We start from the raw sequence: 17220 nt of genomic DNA, 5'->3' as shown, positions 1-17220 counted from the left end.
GCTTGGTCGTCAGCGTCGGGCAGCCGGCAGGCCGAGCCCGACCTGACCGATGATGTCGCGCTGGATCTCGTTGGTCCCACCGCCGAAGGTCATGATGAGCGAATTGCGGAAGTACTGTTCGAGACGTCCGGCCAGGACGGCGCCGGGGGAGTCGCCCGCGATCGACGCAACGGGCCCGACGACCTCCATGAGGGCGCGGTAGACCTCCGTGGCCAGCTCCGAGCCGTACACCTTGGTGGCGGAGGCTTCCGCCGGGGACAGGTCGTCGATCTCGGCCGCGAGCTTGTAGCTCATCAGCCTCAGCGCCTCGGTTCGGGCATGGGCCCGACCGAGCAGGATCTGTACCCACTGCTGGTCGATGATGCGTACGCCGTTGGGGTCCTTGGTCTGGCGTGACCAGTCCGTGACCAGCTCGAGGGAGTGCACGAGCGCGGCGGAGGAGGTGAGCGCGACTCGTTCGCGGTTGAGCTGGTTGGTGATGAGTGCCCAGCCGCCGCCGCGTTCGCCCAGCAGGTTCTCCTCGGGTACGCGGACGTCGTCGTAGTAGGTGGCACTCGTGCCGACTCCGGCAACCGTGTGCACGGGCGTGTAGGAGAAGCCCTCGGCGTCGGCGGGGACCAGGATCAACGACAGACCCTTGTGGCGGGGCAGGTCCGGTTCGGTGCGGCACGCCATCCACAGCCAGTCGGCGTACTGGATCAGCGACGTCCACATCTTCTGCCCGTTGATCACCCACTGACCCGTCGAGCTGTCGAGCTCGGCGCGCGTGCGCAACGACGCCAGGTCGGTGCCGGAGTCCGGCTCGGAGTAGCCGATGGAGAAGTGCACCTCACCGCGGACGATGCGGGGCAGGAAGTACTCCTTCTGCTCGGCCGTGCCGAACCGCATGATCGTCGGTCCGATCGTGTTCAGCGTGAGGTGGGGGATCGGCACGCCGGCCACGGCAGCGACGTCGGTGAAGATCAGCTGGTCCACCATCGAGCGGTCCTGACCGCCGTACTCCCGCGGCCAGCCGATGCCTAGCCAGCCGTCGGCGCCGAGCTGGGCGATGATCTCCTTGTAGGCGGCGGCGCCTCCGAACTCACCACCGCCCGTGCCATCGCCGACAGCGCCGTGGTCGAACTGGTCGGACGATGCGGCGAGGGCGGCTCGGCGCTCGGGTGTGACCAGCTCGGCGAAGTAGCCGCGAAGTTCATCGCGGAGCCGGAGCTGATCGGGTGTCAGGGCGACGTGCATGTGGTAAAACTATAACGTGTTCTTGTTTTGGTCCATAGGGAGGCAGCCGTGACTGAGACTCGTGTGCTGGACACCGGCTCTGTTCCAGAGCGATATGCCCGGGGTTGGCACTGCCTCGGTCTTGAGCGTGACCTCGCCGACGGTTCGCCACACGCGGTCCAGGCCTTCGGCGGCAAGCTCGTCGTGTGGGCCGACTCAGAGGGTGAGCTGCACGTCCTGGACGGCTACTGCCGGCACATGGGCGGTGACCTGACGCAGGGTGCGGTCAAGGGCGATGAGATCGCCTGCCCGTTCCACGACTGGCGCTGGGGCGGCGACGGGCGGTGCAAGGAGATCCCGTACGCCCGTCGGGTTCCGCTGCGAGCCCGGACCACTCGGTACGAGAGCGTGGTCCGCAACGGCCAGCTGCTGATCTGGCACGACCCCGAGGGGAGCCCCGCCGACCTCGAGGCCCTGCCACCGGAGCTGGAGGGAGTGGGCACCGACCGCTACACCGACTGGACCTGGAACGTCATCGAGGTGAGCAACGCCCACTGCCGCGAGATCATCGACAACGTCGTCGACATGGCGCACTTCTTCTACGTCCACTTCGCGTTCCCGACCGACTTCCGCAACGTGTTCGAGGGTGACAAGGCCACGCAGTTCATGGAGTCCACCGGGCGACCGGACATGAAGAGTGAGGGCTACGGGGACGAGGATCTCATCCTGAAGTCCGAAGCCACTTACTACGGGCCGTCATACATGGTCAACTGGCTCGACACCGACTACAAGGGCTTCCGAACGAAGGTGATCCTCATCAACTGCCACGTACCGACCGGACCGAGCTCGTTCAACCTGCAGTACGGCCTGGTCGTGGAGAAGCCCGAGGGGGTCGATGAGGAGACCGCTCAGTACATCGGCCGGCGGTACGCGGAGACCTTCGGTCAGGGCTTCCTGCAGGACGTCGACATCTGGCTGAACAAGGCGCCGGTGCAGAATCCGCTGCTGTGCGAGGAGGACGGGCCGGTCTACCAGCTCCGCCGCTGGTACGAGCAGTTCTACGTCGACCGGGCCGACGTCGAACCAGAGATGGTCGAGCGGTTCGAGTTCGAGGTCGACACCAGCAAGGCCAACGAGAACTGGCGGGCCGAGGTGGCCGAGAATCTCGCACGCAAGGACGCCGAGGACGCAGCCGAGACGGCTGTGCGCTGATGGCCTACATCGTCCCGTCGAGCGCGGAGACCCTGGCGGACCGCGAGCTCTACACCAGGAGTCGGTTGGTCGACGTGGCGTGCCTGAGCTGCCCCGTGCAGGTCAAGGTGCGCAAGAACAGTGACCATCACACCTCGATCCAGTGGACCCAGGAGCCCGGGACCTGCGAGACCTTCGCCGAGCTGTCCCGACAGCAGGGTGGCCGGGCGGTGCACCAGGCCTGTCCGCAGCTGGTCGCGTCGATCGAGGCAGCCGTGCGCGACGGCGTCGTCCCGGTCGGAGCGGGCGTCGACCCCGTCGACGCAGAGACGTCCCGAACCATGTTGAACGATGAGTGAGTCCTTCGAGCTCGACGTGCTGGACGTCGTCGAGGAGAGCGCCGACGCCCGGTCCGTGGTGCTGGACCCGGGGGCGCACCGCGAGCACTTCCAGCACACGCCGGGTCAGTTCCTGACGGTCGCCGTGCCGAGCGAGCGGACCGGCCTGGTCGCCCGCAGCTACTCGCTCTCCTCCATGCCCGGAGACGACGGCCCCATCACCATCACCGTCAAGCGGACCCCCGAGGGGTACGCGTCGGGCTGGATCTGTGAGGAGCTCAAGCCCGGCGACCGGCTCCGGGTGCTCCCTCCAGCGGGGATCTTCACCCCCAAGGACCTGGACGCCGACCTGCTGCTGCTGGCCGGCGGCAGCGGGATCACGCCGAACATGTCCATCATCCGTACCGCGCTGGCGCGGGGATCCGGGCGGATCGTCCTGTTCTACGCCAACCGGGACGAGTGCTCGGTGATCTTCGCTGGGGCGTTGGCCGAGCTCGCGGTGGAGCATCCCGACCGCCTGCAGGTGGTGCACTGGCTGGAGTCCGTGCAGGGAGTCCCGACGCAGGACCAGCTGCGCGCGTTCGCGGCCCCGTACACCGCGTGGGACGCTTTCGTGTGCGGCCCCGCCCCGTTCATGCAGGCCGCGGTGGCCGCGCTCAAGGAGCTGGGCTTCCCGCGCGAGCGCCGCCACCAGGAGAAGTTCGTCTCGCTGGGTGGCAATCCCTTCGACCTCGGGGTCGAGCCTGTCCCGGACGTCCCGTCAGATGCTGACCTCGACGCGAGCGACGGCTCCGTGGAAGGCGCCGCGCACGTGCAGGTCGACCTCGACGGGGAGAATCACGAGTTCACTGACTGGCAGCCCGGCACCACGTTGCTGGAGCACCTGGAGAACAAGGGGATCAAGGCGCCCTACTCCTGCCGGCTGGGTGAGTGCTCCGCCTGCGCGGTGCGACTCCTGGAGGGCGAGGTCAGCATGCGCAACAACGACGTGCTCGAGGACGAGGACCTCGATGAGGGGATCCGGCTCGCTTGCCAGAGCGAAGCAGCCACGGAGAAGGTCCGGGTGACGTACTCATGACCGCCGAGATCCCAGCCGTGGCAGATGCCGGCACCGTGTCGTCCTGGTCGGACGAGGTCGACGTCCTGGTGGTCGGCGCGGGCATGGCAGGGGTCTGCGCCGCGATCGAGGCGGCGCGCTCGGGTGCCCGCGTGCTCGTCCTGGACCGCGGTGGACGCCTGTCCTGCACCACCGCGATGGCTGGCGGGCACTTCTACCTCGGAGGCGGCACGCCCGTTCAGCAGGCGGCCGGGTTCGACGACACACCGGCCGAGATGGCGACCTATCTCTCGGCGCTCTCGCCCGAGTGCGACCCGGAGAAGATCCGCGTGTACAGCGAGGGCAGCGTCGAGCACTTCGGCTGGCTGGAGTCGCTGGGTCTTGAGTTCGAGCGTTCGTTCTGGCCGGGCAAGGCGGCCATGCAGCCGGGCACCCAGGGGGTGATGTTCAGCGGCAACGAGCGGCTGTGGCCCTTCGACACCATGGCGGTCCCGGCCCCTCGTGGACACAAGCCCCCGGTGGAGGGTGACCTCGGCGGTGGCTCGGTGGTGCTCGAGCTCGCGCTCGCGAGACTGGAGGAGCTGGGCGTGCCGGTTCGCCACGACACCGGGGTCACCGGACTGGTCGTCGAGCAGCAGGCCGCCGGTGCTCAGGGGGCCGAGGAGCGCGTCGTGGGCGCCACGTGGAAGCACTTCCACGAGACCGGCGCCGTGCGCGCCGGCGCCATTGTGATCGCCGCGGGCGGCTTCGTCATGAACACCGAGATGGTGCGCCAGCACGCGCCAAGGCTCCAGGCCCTGCTGGAGCGCGGGATGCCGCTCGGCAACCCGCACGACGACGGTCTTGGCATCCGGCTGGGGGAGTCGATCGGTGGTGTGCCCGAGCACATGGACGGCTCGTTCCTGACCGGGCCGTTCTATCCGCCGGGCGAGCTCGTGAAGGGCATCTGCGTCAACAATCGTGGTGAACGGTTCGTCGCGGAGGACTCCTATCACTCGCGGACCACCTCATGGGTGCTCGACCAACCCGGCCAGGAGGCGTGGCTGGTCCTCGACTCCGCGCACATGGCTGAGCCCGAGTACGGCTTGCAACCCCTCGTCGACGGGTGGGAGACCATCGAGGAGATGGAGGTGGGCCTCGGGGTGCCGGCGGGGGCGCTGGTGCGAACACTCCGGGAGTACAACGCCTCGGCGCGCGACGGTCGGGATCCGTTGCTCCACAAGAGCGCCGAGTACGTCGAGCCGCTCGACACCCCGCCGTACGGCGCCTACGACCTGACTCCAGGCCGGTGCTTCTACGCCGGTTTCACCTGCGGCGGCCTGCGAGTCGACCACGACGGCCGGCTCCTGGGGCGGGACCGCAGCGTGATCGACGGTGTCTATGCCGTGGGAGCCTGCGCCTCCAACATCGCGATCGACGGTCGTGGCTACTCCTCGGGAATCCAGCTGGGCGAGGCGTCGTTCTTCGGCCGGCGAGCAGGCAGACATGCCGCCGGTGCCGGCGCGGGGGACATCACCGACGGCGCGCCGGGTCGTTCTACCGGGAACCACCGGGTAACGGGGCGGCAGGAGGAGACATGGGCCTGAGTCCTGCAGCAGTGGTGCGAGGACCGGGGGCCATCACCGCATTGGCATGGGACGTCCTGAGGCTGACGTTCACGACGCCATTTCAGGCACGCGAGTTCGTCGAGCAGGCGTGGTTCGTCGCCAGGGTCACGATGATGCCCGCGATCCTGGTGTCGATCCCGTTCGGTGCCGTCATCTCCCTGCAGGTCGGCAACCTCACCGGTCAGCTCGGCGCCGAGTCGTTCGCGGGTGCGACCGCCGTGCTCGCCACGGTGCGGGAGGCGGCGCCGATCGCGGCGGCGCTGATCATCGCGGGTGCGGCCGGGTCCGCGATCTGCTCCGACCTGGGCGCACGCAAGATGCGCGAGGAGATCGACGCCATGGAGGTGCTGGGCATCGATCCCGTGGCGCGACTGGTCGTGCCCAGGGCCCTGGCGACCGTGGCCGTGGCCCTCCTGCTCAACGGCATCGTCATCGCGGCCGGCATCGCGGGCGGCTACTACTTCATCGTGATCGCCCAGGGCGGGTCGGCCGGTGCCTTCCTCTCATCGTTCACCGCGCTCGCCACGTTGCCCGACATCTACGTGGCCATGGTCAAGGCCGGGTGCTTCGGCTTCATCGCGGCCATCGTCGGCGCACACAAGGGACTGAACGCCGCCGGTGGGCCGAGCGGCGTCGGGCGCGCCGTCAACGAGACGGTGATCCTCGCGTTCATGCTGCTCTTCCTGCTGAACACGATCATCACGGCGCTGTACTTCCAGGTCGTCCCGCAGGCGGGTGTGTGATGAGCGCCCTGACCGAGGCCGGGTCCTCCTTCGTCCGGTCCCGTCGCTTGAGCCTGGAGACCTGGGGTGACCAGCTGTTGTTCTACGGCAGGGCCCTGGCGTGGACGCCACGCGTGCTCGCCACCTACCGCCAGGAGATCTCCAAGACACTGGCGGAGATCGTCTTCGGGGTCGGTGCACTGACGCTGATCGCCGGCACGGTGGGCGTCATCGCCTTCCTGGCGTTCTTCGCCGGCACGGAGGTGGGACTGCAGGGCTATGCCTCGCTGAGCGAGATCGGCGTCGCCAAGTTCACCGCGTTCATCTCCGCCTACTTCAACACCCGTGAGGTGGCACCGCTGGTCGCCTCGATCGCACTCGCCGCCACGGTCGGCTGCGGGTACACGGCGCGTCTCGGATCGATGCGCATCAACGAGGAGATCGATGCTCTCGAGGTCATGGGGGTGCGCTCGATCCCGTTCCTGGTGACCACTCGCATGATCGCCGGGTTCGTCGCGGTGATGCCCCTGTACACGGTGGCCCTGCTTGCCTCCTACCTCTCCCCACGACTGATCACCACCATGCTCTACGGCGAGTCGGTCGGCACCTACGACCACTACTTCCGGCAGTTCCTGCCGCCAGGAGACGTGCTGTGGTCGTTCGGGAAGCTGGCCGTGCTGGCCGTCGCCATCATCCTCATCCACTGCTACTACGGCTTCTCGGCCTCGGGCGGGCCGGCCGGTGTGGGTGAGGCGGTCGGACGCGCCATCCGCACGTCCATCGTCACGGTGGTGATCGCCAACTTCTTCCTCAGCTACGCGATCTGGGGCTCCACCACGACCGTGCGGATCACGGGGTAGTCCCATGCTCGTCAACCTCTTCCACGACTCGCCCGGGGAACACCGACGTCTGCAGGTCGCGGGGGTCGTGTTCGTCCTCGCGATCGCGATGCTGATCGCCCTGTCGATCGCGATCTACGACAAGAGGTTCACGCGCACCACCACGGTGACGGTCATGGCCGAGCGAGCCGGCCTGCAGCTGTCGCGCTTCGGTGACGTGCGCATGCACGGTGCCCTGATCGGCTACGTCGAGGAGATCCAGAGCACCCAGGGCCAGGCTGAGATCACCTTGGCGTTGGAGCCCGACTCGGCGCGTGCGATCTCCAGCGACGTCGGTGCGCGCATCGTGCCCACGACCTTGTTCGGCCAGAAGTTCGTCGAGCTCGTCCCTGGGGACGGCGAGGTCTCCAACGGGCCGTTGCGCGACGGATCGGTCATCCCCGCCGAGCGCGTCACCACGAACGTCGAGCTGCAGACCATCCTCGCCGACCTGTTCCCGCTGCTGCGGTCCGTGCGTCCGGAGGACCTGAACGCCACCCTGTACGCGGTGGCGCACGCGCTGCAGGGCAAGGGCGCCCAGATCGGCGACACGCTCGTCGAGCTCGACGGGTACCTCGACGGCCTGAACGAGAAGCTGCCGACCCTGCGAACCGACCTGCAGCTGCTCGCCGACGTCACCGAGACCTATGACATGGCCGCACCCGATCTCGTCAACGTGCTCCGCAACGCCACGGTGACGGCGCGGACGGTGAACGAGCAGAGCGGTGATCTCGATCGTGCGCTGGCCAGTCTCACCGGCCTGGCCAAGATGACCCGCGCGACGGTGTCGGAGCACGAGGAGCTGCTGGTCGACGGGGTGCAGTCCGGCCGACCGCTGCTGGCCCTGCTGGACACCTACTCACCCCAGCTGCCCTGCCTCTTGACCGGTCTCGACCGCCAGATCGAGGACACCAAGAACGTCTTCCAGGACGGCATCATCCACCAGACCCTCGAGCTCGGCGCCCCGCAGCGCTCGGCCTATGGTCCCGCAGATGCACCGGTCTACGGCGAGATCGGTCGCGGTCCGTGGTGCCTCGGTCTGCCGGACGACTACGAGAAGCCGGCGCCGTTCCTGCCGCTGGCGGACGGGACGGACAAGGACGAGCCGGACGGGGGGATCCCGTGAGCAAGCGCCAGCGAGTGAGCCATCAGGACTTCATCGCGCCGCCGCAGCACTCTGTGCACTTCTTGACGGTGGTGGCGCGATGAGCAGTCGTGACCAGACGTTCCTGCTGGCCGGGGTCCGGCTCGGGATCTTTGCTGCGGTCTCCCTGGCGGTGACCGGTCTGCTGGTGAGCATCATGGGAGGTTTCGGACGGGGCCCCCAGACCGAGTACCAGGCGGTCTTCACCAGTGCGTCGGAGCTGGTCTCCGGCGACGACGTGCGGATCGCCGGGGTGGTCGTGGGCAAGGTCAAGGACGTCGAGATCCACCGCCGCACCCAGGCGTTGGTGACGTTCGAGGTCGACGACGACGTGCCGCTCACCTCCGAGTCGCACGCGAGCATCAGGTTCCTCAACCTGATCGGGGACCGGTACATGGCGCTGAGCGAGGACGAGCAGGGCGGCCCGGAGCTCGACCCGGGCTCGACCCTCCCGCTCAGCCGCACCACCGCGGCCCTCAACCTGACGGAGCTGTTCAACGGGTTCCAGCCACTGTTCGACGCGCTGCGGCCAGAGGACGTCAACAAGCTGTCGCTGAACCTCGTCCGCGTCCTGCAGGGTGAGGGCGGCACGGTCCAGGAGCTGCTGGCCAACACGGCCTCGCTCACCGAGACACTCGCCGATCGCGACGAGCTCATCGGCGAGGTCGTCGACAATCTCACCACCCTCACCACGACCGTCGACGATCGCAGCCAGCAGCTCGACGAGCTGATCACCAGCATGCGGTCGTGGTTCACCGACTTGTCGGAGGACCGGGAGGTCATCGGGTCGTCGATCTCGAGCATCGCGGAGGTCAGCGAGTCGGTGGCCGACCTGCTCACCCGGAGCCGGCCCCTGCTGAAGGAGGACGTCGCCGAGCTGCGCCGCCTGTTCACGCTCCTGTCGAAGCCGGAGAACAAGGACTATCTGGAACAGACGCTCGAGACGCTGCCGGAGATGCTCTCCAAGCAGACCCGGATCGGTGTGTACGGGTCCTGGTACAACTACTACCTCTGCGAGTTCCAAGGCGGGGTCGTGCTGCCGTCGGAGCTGATGGATGCCCTGCCGGAGTCGGTGCGTCAGGCCATGTCCGAGTTCACGTTGCGCAGCAAGGCGCAGCGGTGTGAGGAGGACTGATGGCTCGACGTAGCGACCTGCAGCTCCAGAAGATGGGCGTCATCGCCCTGGCGCTGCTGCTGCTCGTCCTGGCGGCATCGTTCAACCTCCAGAAGCTCCCGGGATTTCGCGGCACGACCTACCACGTGGAGCTCGCGGACGCGAGCGGGCTGAGCGTCGGGAGTGAGGTCCAGGTCGCCGGCGTGCGGGTGGGCCGGGTGAACGAGCTGCGCATCGGCACGGAGAAGGTGGTCGCCGAGTTCGACGTCAAGGACGCCGCCCTGGGTGAGTCGACCAGGGCAGGTGTGGAGGTCAAGAGCCTGCTGGGGGAGAAGTTCCTGAACATCACGCCGGCCGGCGAGGGCACCCTGGAGAGGGGCGCCACGATCCCGATCGATCGCACCGACGTCACGTTCGACATGGTCGGCACGCTGGGCCAGCTGACCACGCAGACCGAGGAGACGGACAAGGAGACCCTCACGCAGGCCCTCGAGGCCCTGGCCGAGACGCTGGAGGCCGCCGCACCGGAGGTGCGCTCGAGCCTCGACGGCTTGTCGCGGCTGTCCACCACGATCGCCTCGCGCGATGAGGAGATCGAGACGCTGCTGCGCCGATCGAGCAACGTCACCACGCTGCTCGAGGAGCGCAAGGGCGACCTCGTGAAGCTGATGGAGGAGGCCAGCTTGGTGTTCCAGGAGCTGGAGCGGCGCAAGCGCGCCATCCACGATCTGCTCGTCAACGCCGAGGAGCTGGCCACCGAGCTGGACGGCGTGGTGGAGGACAACAGCGATCAGCTCAGGCCCACCCTCGATCGGCTGGAGGACGTGCTGGGGTTCCTGCACGCGCGGGAGGACCAGATCGAGACGTTGCTGCGAAACTACGGTCCCTACGTGAACATCCTCGGCAACATCATCGGTACCGGCCCGTGGTTCGATGCCTATGTCCCCAACATCACCGGCGTGTTCACCGGTGAGTTCCAGCCCGTGCCGCCCGGGGGTGGTCAGTGATGGGCTGGGCGCAGAAGATCACGTACTCCATGGTGGCGGTGGGCACCGCCCTGCTGATGACCGCGCTCGTGCTCGCGCCGGGGAGCGGGACCCGGACGATCACCGCCCACTTCGACCGGGCGGTCGCCGTCTACCCGGGCACCGACCTTCGAGTGATGGGGGTGCGGATCGGTGAGGTCACGGCAGTCGTCCCGGACGGCAACAGTGTCCGCGTGGAGCTGAGGTACGACCAGGAGTACGAGCTGCCGGCCGAGGCGGAGGCCGCTGTCGTGACGTCCTCGCTGGTGGCGGACCGCTACGTGCAGGTCTCCCCGGCCTACGGGGGAGGTCCCGCCATGGCCGACGGGGACGACATACCGCTGGAGCGCACCAAGACGCCGATCGAGCTGGACCGGACCTTCACGGCGCTCAACGACCTCTCGACCACCCTCGGTCCCGAGGAAGGTGCGAGCGAGGGAGCGCTGGGCCACCTGCTCACGGCGGGCGCCAAGGCGTTGGAGGGCAACGGGGAGCGCGGCTCGGAGGCGATCCGCAACATGTCGGCCGCGGCCGACACCTTCGCGCGCAACCGGGGCCCGCTGTTTGAGAACGTCCGCTCGCTGGCGGAGTTCACCGACACCCTGGCGGAGAACGACGCTACCGTGGAGTCGTTCATCAAGGATCTTTCGTCGGTCTCCGGCCAGCTCGCCGGCGAGCGGGACGAGCTCAAGCAGCTTCTGGAGTCCCTGGCGCAGGTGCTCGGGTCCGTGGAGGGGTTCGTGCAGGAGAACCGGGACTCGCTCGGCAAGAACGTCGACCTGCTGGACAGCCTGCTCGAACGGGTCGACAACCAGAAGGACTCCGTCGGCTTGGTGGTGCAGAAGGGGGCACTGGCCATGGGCAACCTTGCCGTGGCCTACGAACCGACCACCGGCACGTTCGGCTCCCGGGTGCAGGTGGCGCAGGGCATCCTGAACCGGCCTGACCAGTTCCTGTGCCAGACCCTCGTCAACGCGGGTGCTCCGCAGAGCGTCTGTGACATCATCACGAGCCTGCTGAGACCGCTGATCCCCGCGACGTCCGGCGACGGCGACCCGTCGGACATCGCCGAGCAGGAGGGGTCAGTCGGCACGGAGCCAGCCTCCGGCTCCGTGACCCCGCAGCAGGACGGCCCGCCCTCCCTCTCCACGATGCTGGGCGGTGACCTGTGATGCGGCGGCTCCGGACGGCCATGGCGGCCGCACTGCCCTTGGCGCTCCTGCTCGGCGGGTGCTCGTTCCCGGACGTGCACGACCTGCCGCTGCCGGGCAACGAGGTGACGGTGGAGGAGGGCTTCCAGATCAGTGCGGACTTCGAGGACGTGCTCAACGTGGTCCCCCGTTCCACGGTGCGGCTCGGTGACATCCCGATCGGACAGGTCGAGTCGGTCACGAGGACCGGCTGGAACGCCAGGGTGACGATGCGGATCCGCAAGGACGTCGAGCTGCCGGCAGACACCGAGGCCGAGATCCGTCAGAGCAGCCTGCTGGGCGAGAAGTACGTCGAGCTGTCGGCACCCCAGACGTCGGACACCGACGATGAGCCCACGAGCTCCGGAAGGCTCGCCGACCAGGACGTCATCCCCATCGATCGCACCGGCCGCAACCCGGAGGTCGAGGAGGTCCTGGGCGCGCTGTCGCTCCTGCTGACGGGAGGAGGGGTCGGACAGCTGCAGACTATCTCGCACGAGCTGAACGAGATGATGGAGGGCCGGACCGGGGAGGTCCGCAACGTCCTGCGCAACGTCAACACCCTGGTCTCGACGCTGAACACCCAGCGCGGAGACATCGTCGATGCCCTCGAGTCCGTCAACGGGCTGAGCGAGACGCTCGTCGCCGAGAAGGAGACCATCACCGAGGCCCTCGACGAGATCGCGCCGGCGGTCACCGAGCTTCGCGACCAGCAGGAACAGCTCGTCACGATGCTGTCGGAGCTGGACGAGCTCGGAGTGGTGGCCACCCGGGTGGTCGGCGAGATCAAGGAGGATCTCCTGGCCGACCTGCGTCACCTGGAGCCGATCCTGCGCAACCTCGCCGACACGGGGGACTCGCTCGTTCCCGGCGCAGTGGCCGCGGCCAGCTATCCCTTCCCGATCAATGCGGCCGACACCATCAAGGGCGACTACGCAAACGTCATCTTCCGGTTGCAGGTCAAGCTGACCCCGGTGGACGAGGGGGGCTTGCTGCCCACGACCCTCGACGACCTCACCACCCTGTGCCGCGCGACACCACTGGCCCCGATCTGCTCCCCGGTGGGTGATGCGATCGACGATCTCTGCTCGCTGCTTGCGGCGTTGCCGTTGTGCGACCAGCGGGCGGTCGACGACGTGTCGGCGCTGCTGGGCAACCTCCGGGGAGAAGACCACAGCGACCCGTCGGGCGGGTCACCGGGCGGTGGCGCCCCATCGGCCCACGACTCTGCCCTGCAGGGCTCTGGTGGCGAGGGGGCGTCGGGGGCCGAGGCTGGCGGCGACGCGGACGCATCGTTGGTCGAGGACATCCTTCGTCGACTCGCAGGGGGTGGATGACGTGAGAGCCGGGGTCAGGATCAGGCTGGTCGCCTTCGTCGTGCTGAGCGTGGTGGGACTGCTGTACGTCGGCAGCTCCTACCTCGGCTTCCTGGACCGTGCCCTGGGGCGCGGGTACACGGTGCACGTGCTGCTTCCCACCTCCGGGGGCCTGTTCGAGGGCAGTGAGGTCACGTACCGGGGGGTCAAGATCGGCCAGGTCACGACGATGGCCGTCCAGGACGCGGGGCTGCGGGTGGAGGTCGCACTCGAGGACGACGCACAGGTTCCGGCGGATGCGCCGGTGTTCGTGCACAACCTCAGCGCCGTGGGCGAGCAGTACCTGGACTTCCAGCCGGGATCAGCGTCCGGCCCGTGGCTGGAGGACGGGGACACCGTCCACGGCACCGAGGACAGTCTCCCGACGAGTGAGGAGGAGCTGCTCACCAACCTGAACGGGCTCGTCTCCAGCCTCGACGGCGAAGAGCTCAACACCGTGGTCACCGAGCTCGGTGACGCGTTCCGCGGCAACGCGAGTCCGCTGCGTTCGATGGTCGACGACGCACAGGCGTTCATCGAGACCGCTCGGCAGAACGAGCAGGCGACCTTCGACCTGCTCGACAACTCCGAGACGGTGCTGCGGACCCAGGCGGAGAGCGATGCGGAGATCCGGTCCCTCTCGCGTGACCTGGCGGCGTTCACCGGCACGCTGGCAGACTCCGATGCCGACCTGCGCACGATCCTCGAGCGCGCCGGCCCGACGGCCGACGAGCTGGTCCTGCTGGTCGAGACGCTCGATGAGCAGCTGCCGCCGTTCCTGACCCGCCTGGTGAGCGTCGCCGACGTCCTGAATGCTCGTCTGCCGGCGCTGGAACAGCTCCTGGTCACCTTTCCGCGTCTGGTCGCAGCGGGCCCGTCGGCGCTCACGCCCGGGGAGCAGAAGTTCGGCCGGGTCAACCTGAACCTCAACTTCATGCCCGAGCCGTGCACGGACGGGTACCTCCCGCCCGGACAGTGGCGATCCACCGCAGAGGAGGATTTCATGCCGTTCTTCGACGCAGAGTGCGACTCTGGCGCTCCCGTGAACATGCGGGGGATGAAGCACGCGCCCCCACCCATCGACTGGCGGAGCGAGTACCTCGGGGAGGACGAGTGACTCGCGCCTCGATGGTCAACGTGGCGCTCGGTGTGGTGCTGCTCGCCTTGCTGAGCTGGCTGGTGCTCTTCGCGTTCCGGGGTGTCGGGGCGGTCCCGGTCACGACGAGCGCCGAGCGGACGGCGCAGGAGCACACCGAGATCACCCGCGCGGCACGTGCGGGAACCCTGGCCTTCCTGACGACCGACCACACCAGGATGGACGAGCTGACCGACGAGGTCCTCGACCACGCAACGGGTGAGTTCAAGGAGCAGTACGAGGCGTCCGTGGACTCCTTGAAGGAGGCCGCGACCAGTGAGGAGTCGTACTCCAAGGGGAGTGTGGAGGAGGTCGGCCTGGGCGAGGTCACCGACGACTCCGCATCGGCCTTCGTGGCCGCCGGGAGCGAGGTACGGAACAAGGGCACCAAGGGCGAGACCGAGAACCGGAGCTGGCGGATGAAGCTCACCATGACCAAGGAGGACGGCCGCTGGCTGATCTCCCAGCTCGAGTTCGTGGGCTGAGCCATGGTGAGGATCAAGCGTGATCAGCGCACCTGCCCCTACTGCGCGGAGGTCATCAAGGCGGCCGCCACGCGATGCCGGTACTGCTCGTCTGACCTGACGCCGCAGCAGTCATCGCAGGCGGCGAGGAAATCGTCGCCCGAGCCTGAGCCCGAGCCCGAGCCCGAGCCCGAGCCCGAGCCCGAGCCCGAGCCTGAGGCCGGCTCCGGTGCGCTGTCGAAGGCGAGGTCGTGGATGCCGCGCCTGGCGGCACCCACCAGTCCTCGGGACCTTCTGAGGCTGGTGCTGGGCCGGCTCACGACCGTGCTGGTCGTGCTGATCGTCGTTGCTGCGGCAGGTGTCGGCGCGTCGTGGTGGTTCGTCACGAGCGACTCCTCCACGTCCACGGCGCCGGACGGTTCGCTGGTCGGGGAACAGGCCCGGACCCAGGTGGTGGTCGCCGCCGCAGACCTGTCACAGCGAGCGTTGTCCTACAGCCACGAGACGCTCGACAACGACATGGAGACCGCTCGGGCCCGGATGACGCCGGAGTTCCGTGAGGAGTACGACGCGACGATGGAGCAGGTCCGGGCCAACACGGTGGAGAACGAGATCGTGCTGGAGGCCAGTGTCGTCTCCTCCGCCATCATCGAGGCGACCGAGCAGGAGGCCACGGTGCTGGTGTTCCTGAACCAGACCACGACGGCCGGCACCGGGGACGACCAGAACCAGCAGCTGAACCAGAACAGCCTCGTCGTCACGTTGGAGCGAGACGGTGGTGAGTGGGCCATGTCCAACATGAGCGCCCTGGGTTAGACTAGAACATGTTCTAGTATCAGGCGGAATGGAGAGCACCATGACCACGGTCGAGGTCGACTTCGACGCGTGCGAGGCGAACGCCTTGTGCGAAGGGCTCGCGCCCGACGTGTTCCACGTTGATGACGACGACTACCTGCAGGTCGAGGATCCGAGGGTCACGGCCGAGAACCGCTCCCGGGTGGAACAGGCCGTTGCGGCCTGCCCGAAGTCCGCCCTGAGGATCGTGGAGGACCGATGAGCGGCACCAGTCTCGACGGCCGCGTCGCGGTGGTGACGGGAGCGGGAGCCGGGCTCGGACGGGCGGAGGCCCTCGCCCTCGCTCGAGCCGGGGCCCGCGTGGTGCTCAACGACCTTCCGGGGGTCGCCGACGACACCGCCGCGGAGGTCAAGGCCCTCGGTGCGGACGTGGCGCTCGCGCCAGGCGACGTGGGAGAGCGAGCCACTGCGGATCTCATCGTGCAGACCGCGCTCGCGAGCTTCGGCTCCCTCGACGTCGTGGTCAACAATGCCGGCCTCACCCGCGATCGGATGCTGTTCAACATGTCCGACGAGGAGTTCGACACAGTGGTGCGGATCCACCTGCGCGGTCACTTCCTCCTCTCGCGCAACGCCGCTGCCCACTGGCGGCAGCTGGCCAAGGACACCGGAGAGCCGGTGGAGGCCGCCGTGGTCAACACGGCCTCCGAGGCGTTCCTCACCGGCTCGCCCGGACAGGCGAACTACGCGGCCGCCAAGGCCGGCATCGCCGCCCTGACCCTCTCGACGGCGCGCGGTCTGTCGCGCATCGGCGTGCGGGCCAATGCCATCTGTCCGCGGGCTCGCACCGCCATGACGGCCGACGTCTTCGGTGCCCATGAGCCCGGGGACGAGGAGTCCGGCAGCGCGGTCGACCCGTACAGCCCGGACCACGTGGCACCCCTGGTCACCTACCTCGCCTCGCCCGCGGCCGACCGCATCACCGGCCAGGTGTTCGTCGTCTACGGCGGCACCGTGGCGCTCCTGGCGGCCCCCGTCGTGGAACGTCGCTTCGATGCCACCGGGGACTTCTGGTCCACCGAGGAGCTCGACCGTGGTCTCGGCGGCTTCTTCGCCGACCGTGACCCACAGCTCTGCTTCGCTGCCGACTCCGTCCTCACCCTCCAGGAGAACTGATGTCTCGACTCAAGGACAAGCACGCCATCATCACCGGGGCAGCCCAGGGACAGGGGGCGGCGATCGCTCGCGCGTTCGTCGCAGAGGGTGCCCGGGTGGTCGTCGCAGACGTCGCCGATGACCTCGGCGACGCCCTGGCCGACGACCTCGACGACGCCGCGTGCTTCATCCATCACGACGTGAGCGACCCGACATCCTGGGACGACGTCGTGGGCGAGGCCGAGCAGTGGTTCGGGACCGCGGTCGACGTCCTGGTCAACAATGCCGGCATCCTGCGCTTCGGTGAGGTCGACACGATGCCGCTGCAGGAGCTGGACCTCCTGATCAACATCAACCTGCGCGGCTGCTTCCTCGGGATGCGGGCCGTGGCGCCGGCCATGAAGAAGAGCCGGCGGGGCTCGATCATCAACTGCTCCTCCGTGGAGGGGCTCGCGGGCATGGCGCACCTCACCGCGTACACCGGGACCAAGTTCGCGATCCGCGGCATGACCAAGGCCGCGGCCGTCGAGCTGGGCGCCCACGGCGTACGGGTCAACTCGGTGCACCCCGGCATGATCGACACCTCGATGACCCAGGCGCACGGCGGTGACGCGGCCATGCAGTGGGGGGCGACCCGGGTTCCGCTGGAACGGGTGGGAACGCCCGAGGACGTCGCGCCGCTGTACGTGCACCTGGCGAGCGACGAGAGCGGCTACACCACGGGCGGCGAGTTCGCCGTGGATGGTGGTGTGACGGCAACCCACTCGTTCTATCCCGGCAACGACGGGGGAGCCGTCCGCTGACCCGACGGGCACGGATGATAGAACCAGTTCTC

General features: G+C 68.3%; 18 protein-coding genes. 17 read left to right on the top strand and 1 reads right to left on the bottom strand.

Annotated features, from left to right (window positions below; translation table 11 throughout):
- Nucleotides 1–9 precede the first annotated feature (9 nt).
- Nucleotides 10–1236 (bottom strand): acyl-CoA dehydrogenase family protein, encoded by a 1227-nt coding sequence (locus ACEVFP_RS10755; RefSeq protein WP_374999458.1) that lies wholly within the window; start codon nucleotides 1234–1236, stop codon nucleotides 10–12.
- Between the two features lie 48 nt (nucleotides 1237–1284).
- Here ACEVFP_RS10755 and ACEVFP_RS10750 point away from each other — a divergent pair, with 48 nt between their 5' ends.
- From ACEVFP_RS10750 to ACEVFP_RS10670, 17 genes are all read left to right on the top strand, one after another.
- Nucleotides 1285–2427 carry a Rieske 2Fe-2S domain-containing protein gene (locus ACEVFP_RS10750; protein ID WP_374999457.1) on the top strand — a complete coding sequence of 381 codons (1143 nt, stop codon included), beginning with the start codon at nucleotides 1285–1287 and terminating at the stop codon, nucleotides 2425–2427.
- Complete coding sequence (locus ACEVFP_RS10745) at nucleotides 2427–2765, top strand: hypothetical protein (RefSeq protein WP_374999456.1); 339 nt, start codon at nucleotides 2427–2429, stop codon at nucleotides 2763–2765. Before ACEVFP_RS10750 ends, ACEVFP_RS10745 begins: the two co-directional genes overlap by 1 nt.
- On the top strand, nucleotides 2758–3822 hold the full coding sequence (locus tag ACEVFP_RS10740) for a 2Fe-2S iron-sulfur cluster-binding protein (RefSeq protein WP_374999455.1): 1065 nt from the start codon (nucleotides 2758–2760) through the stop codon (nucleotides 3820–3822). Before ACEVFP_RS10745 ends, ACEVFP_RS10740 begins: the two co-directional genes overlap by 8 nt.
- On the top strand, nucleotides 3819–5387 hold the full coding sequence (locus ACEVFP_RS10735) for an FAD-binding protein (RefSeq protein ID WP_374999454.1): 1569 nt from the start codon (nucleotides 3819–3821) through the stop codon (nucleotides 5385–5387). The genes ACEVFP_RS10740 and ACEVFP_RS10735 overlap by 4 nt, the downstream gene beginning before the upstream one ends.
- Nucleotides 5378–6151 (top strand): MlaE family ABC transporter permease, encoded by a 774-nt coding sequence (locus ACEVFP_RS10730; RefSeq protein WP_374999453.1) that lies wholly within the window; start codon nucleotides 5378–5380, stop codon nucleotides 6149–6151. Before ACEVFP_RS10735 ends, ACEVFP_RS10730 begins: the two co-directional genes overlap by 10 nt.
- Nucleotides 6151–6990, top strand: coding sequence for an MlaE family ABC transporter permease (locus tag ACEVFP_RS10725; protein WP_374999452.1), 840 nt, complete (start codon nucleotides 6151–6153; stop codon nucleotides 6988–6990). The genes ACEVFP_RS10730 and ACEVFP_RS10725 overlap by 1 nt, the downstream gene beginning before the upstream one ends.
- A gap of 4 nt (nucleotides 6991–6994) precedes the next feature.
- Nucleotides 6995–8134 carry an MCE family protein gene (locus ACEVFP_RS10720; protein WP_374999451.1) on the top strand — a complete coding sequence of 380 codons (1140 nt, stop codon included), beginning with the start codon at nucleotides 6995–6997 and terminating at the stop codon, nucleotides 8132–8134.
- Nucleotides 8135–8213: 79 nt separating this feature from the next.
- Entirely contained in the window at nucleotides 8214–9287 is a 1074-nt protein-coding gene (locus ACEVFP_RS10715) for an MCE family protein (protein ID WP_374999450.1), read from the top strand.
- Nucleotides 9287–10273, top strand: coding sequence for an MCE family protein (locus ACEVFP_RS10710; protein ID WP_374999449.1), 987 nt, complete (start codon nucleotides 9287–9289; stop codon nucleotides 10271–10273). Before ACEVFP_RS10715 ends, ACEVFP_RS10710 begins: the two co-directional genes overlap by 1 nt.
- The gene (locus ACEVFP_RS10705) at nucleotides 10273–11463 is read left to right on the top strand and encodes an MCE family protein (RefSeq protein WP_374999448.1); all 1191 of its coding nucleotides are present in this window, start codon (nucleotides 10273–10275) and stop codon (nucleotides 11461–11463) included. Before ACEVFP_RS10710 ends, ACEVFP_RS10705 begins: the two co-directional genes overlap by 1 nt.
- Complete coding sequence (locus ACEVFP_RS10700) at nucleotides 11463–12818, top strand: MCE family protein (RefSeq protein ID WP_374999447.1); 1356 nt, start codon at nucleotides 11463–11465, stop codon at nucleotides 12816–12818. The genes ACEVFP_RS10705 and ACEVFP_RS10700 overlap by 1 nt, the downstream gene beginning before the upstream one ends.
- A gap of 1 nt (nucleotide 12819) precedes the next feature.
- Nucleotides 12820–13953: an MCE family protein gene (locus tag ACEVFP_RS10695; RefSeq protein ID WP_374999446.1), complete on the top strand. Its 1134-nt coding sequence runs from the start codon at nucleotides 12820–12822 to the stop codon at nucleotides 13951–13953.
- A complete protein-coding gene (locus ACEVFP_RS10690; protein WP_374999445.1) occupies nucleotides 13950–14456 on the top strand; it encodes a hypothetical protein in 507 nt (168 codons plus the stop codon). Before ACEVFP_RS10695 ends, ACEVFP_RS10690 begins: the two co-directional genes overlap by 4 nt.
- A gap of 3 nt (nucleotides 14457–14459) precedes the next feature.
- Nucleotides 14460–15251: a hypothetical protein gene (locus ACEVFP_RS10685; protein WP_374999444.1), complete on the top strand. Its 792-nt coding sequence runs from the start codon at nucleotides 14460–14462 to the stop codon at nucleotides 15249–15251.
- A gap of 40 nt (nucleotides 15252–15291) precedes the next feature.
- Nucleotides 15292–15492, top strand: a complete 201-nt coding sequence (locus ACEVFP_RS10680; protein WP_374999443.1) for a ferredoxin — start codon at nucleotides 15292–15294, stop codon at nucleotides 15490–15492.
- Nucleotides 15489–16406: a 3-oxoacyl-ACP reductase gene (locus ACEVFP_RS10675; protein ID WP_374999442.1), complete on the top strand. Its 918-nt coding sequence runs from the start codon at nucleotides 15489–15491 to the stop codon at nucleotides 16404–16406. Before ACEVFP_RS10680 ends, ACEVFP_RS10675 begins: the two co-directional genes overlap by 4 nt.
- Nucleotides 16406–17188 carry a glucose 1-dehydrogenase gene (locus tag ACEVFP_RS10670; protein WP_374999441.1) on the top strand — a complete coding sequence of 261 codons (783 nt, stop codon included), beginning with the start codon at nucleotides 16406–16408 and terminating at the stop codon, nucleotides 17186–17188. The genes ACEVFP_RS10675 and ACEVFP_RS10670 overlap by 1 nt, the downstream gene beginning before the upstream one ends.
- Nucleotides 17189–17220: the final 32 nt, after the last annotated feature.

This window comes from Aeromicrobium sp. CTD01-1L150 (genome assembly GCF_041951745.1).
Taxonomy (GTDB): Bacteria; Actinomycetota; Actinomycetes; order Propionibacteriales; family Nocardioidaceae; genus Aeromicrobium.
This window is presented reverse-complemented; position numbering and strand designations above follow the sequence as displayed.

Coding starts and splice junctions, on each gene's coding strand:
- ACEVFP_RS10755 (WP_374999458.1), bottom strand. CDS start 1,236: ATGCACGTCGCCCTGACACCCGATCAGCTCCGGCTCCGCGATGAACTT.
- ACEVFP_RS10745 (WP_374999456.1), top strand. CDS start 2,427: ATGGCCTACATCGTCCCGTCGAGCGCGGAGACCCTGGCGGACCGCGAG.
- ACEVFP_RS10740 (WP_374999455.1), top strand. CDS start 2,758: ATGAGTGAGTCCTTCGAGCTCGACGTGCTGGACGTCGTCGAGGAGAGC.
- ACEVFP_RS10735 (WP_374999454.1), top strand. CDS start 3,819: ATGACCGCCGAGATCCCAGCCGTGGCAGATGCCGGCACCGTGTCGTCC.
- ACEVFP_RS10730 (WP_374999453.1), top strand. CDS start 5,378: ATGGGCCTGAGTCCTGCAGCAGTGGTGCGAGGACCGGGGGCCATCACC.
- ACEVFP_RS10725 (WP_374999452.1), top strand. CDS start 6,151: ATGAGCGCCCTGACCGAGGCCGGGTCCTCCTTCGTCCGGTCCCGTCGC.
- ACEVFP_RS10720 (WP_374999451.1), top strand. CDS start 6,995: ATGCTCGTCAACCTCTTCCACGACTCGCCCGGGGAACACCGACGTCTG.
- ACEVFP_RS10715 (WP_374999450.1), top strand. CDS start 8,214: ATGAGCAGTCGTGACCAGACGTTCCTGCTGGCCGGGGTCCGGCTCGGG.
- ACEVFP_RS10710 (WP_374999449.1), top strand. CDS start 9,287: ATGGCTCGACGTAGCGACCTGCAGCTCCAGAAGATGGGCGTCATCGCC.
- ACEVFP_RS10705 (WP_374999448.1), top strand. CDS start 10,273: ATGGGCTGGGCGCAGAAGATCACGTACTCCATGGTGGCGGTGGGCACC.
- ACEVFP_RS10700 (WP_374999447.1), top strand. CDS start 11,463: ATGCGGCGGCTCCGGACGGCCATGGCGGCCGCACTGCCCTTGGCGCTC.
- ACEVFP_RS10685 (WP_374999444.1), top strand. CDS start 14,460: ATGGTGAGGATCAAGCGTGATCAGCGCACCTGCCCCTACTGCGCGGAG.
- ACEVFP_RS10680 (WP_374999443.1), top strand. CDS start 15,292: ATGACCACGGTCGAGGTCGACTTCGACGCGTGCGAGGCGAACGCCTTG.
- ACEVFP_RS10675 (WP_374999442.1), top strand. CDS start 15,489: ATGAGCGGCACCAGTCTCGACGGCCGCGTCGCGGTGGTGACGGGAGCG.
- ACEVFP_RS10670 (WP_374999441.1), top strand. CDS start 16,406: ATGTCTCGACTCAAGGACAAGCACGCCATCATCACCGGGGCAGCCCAG.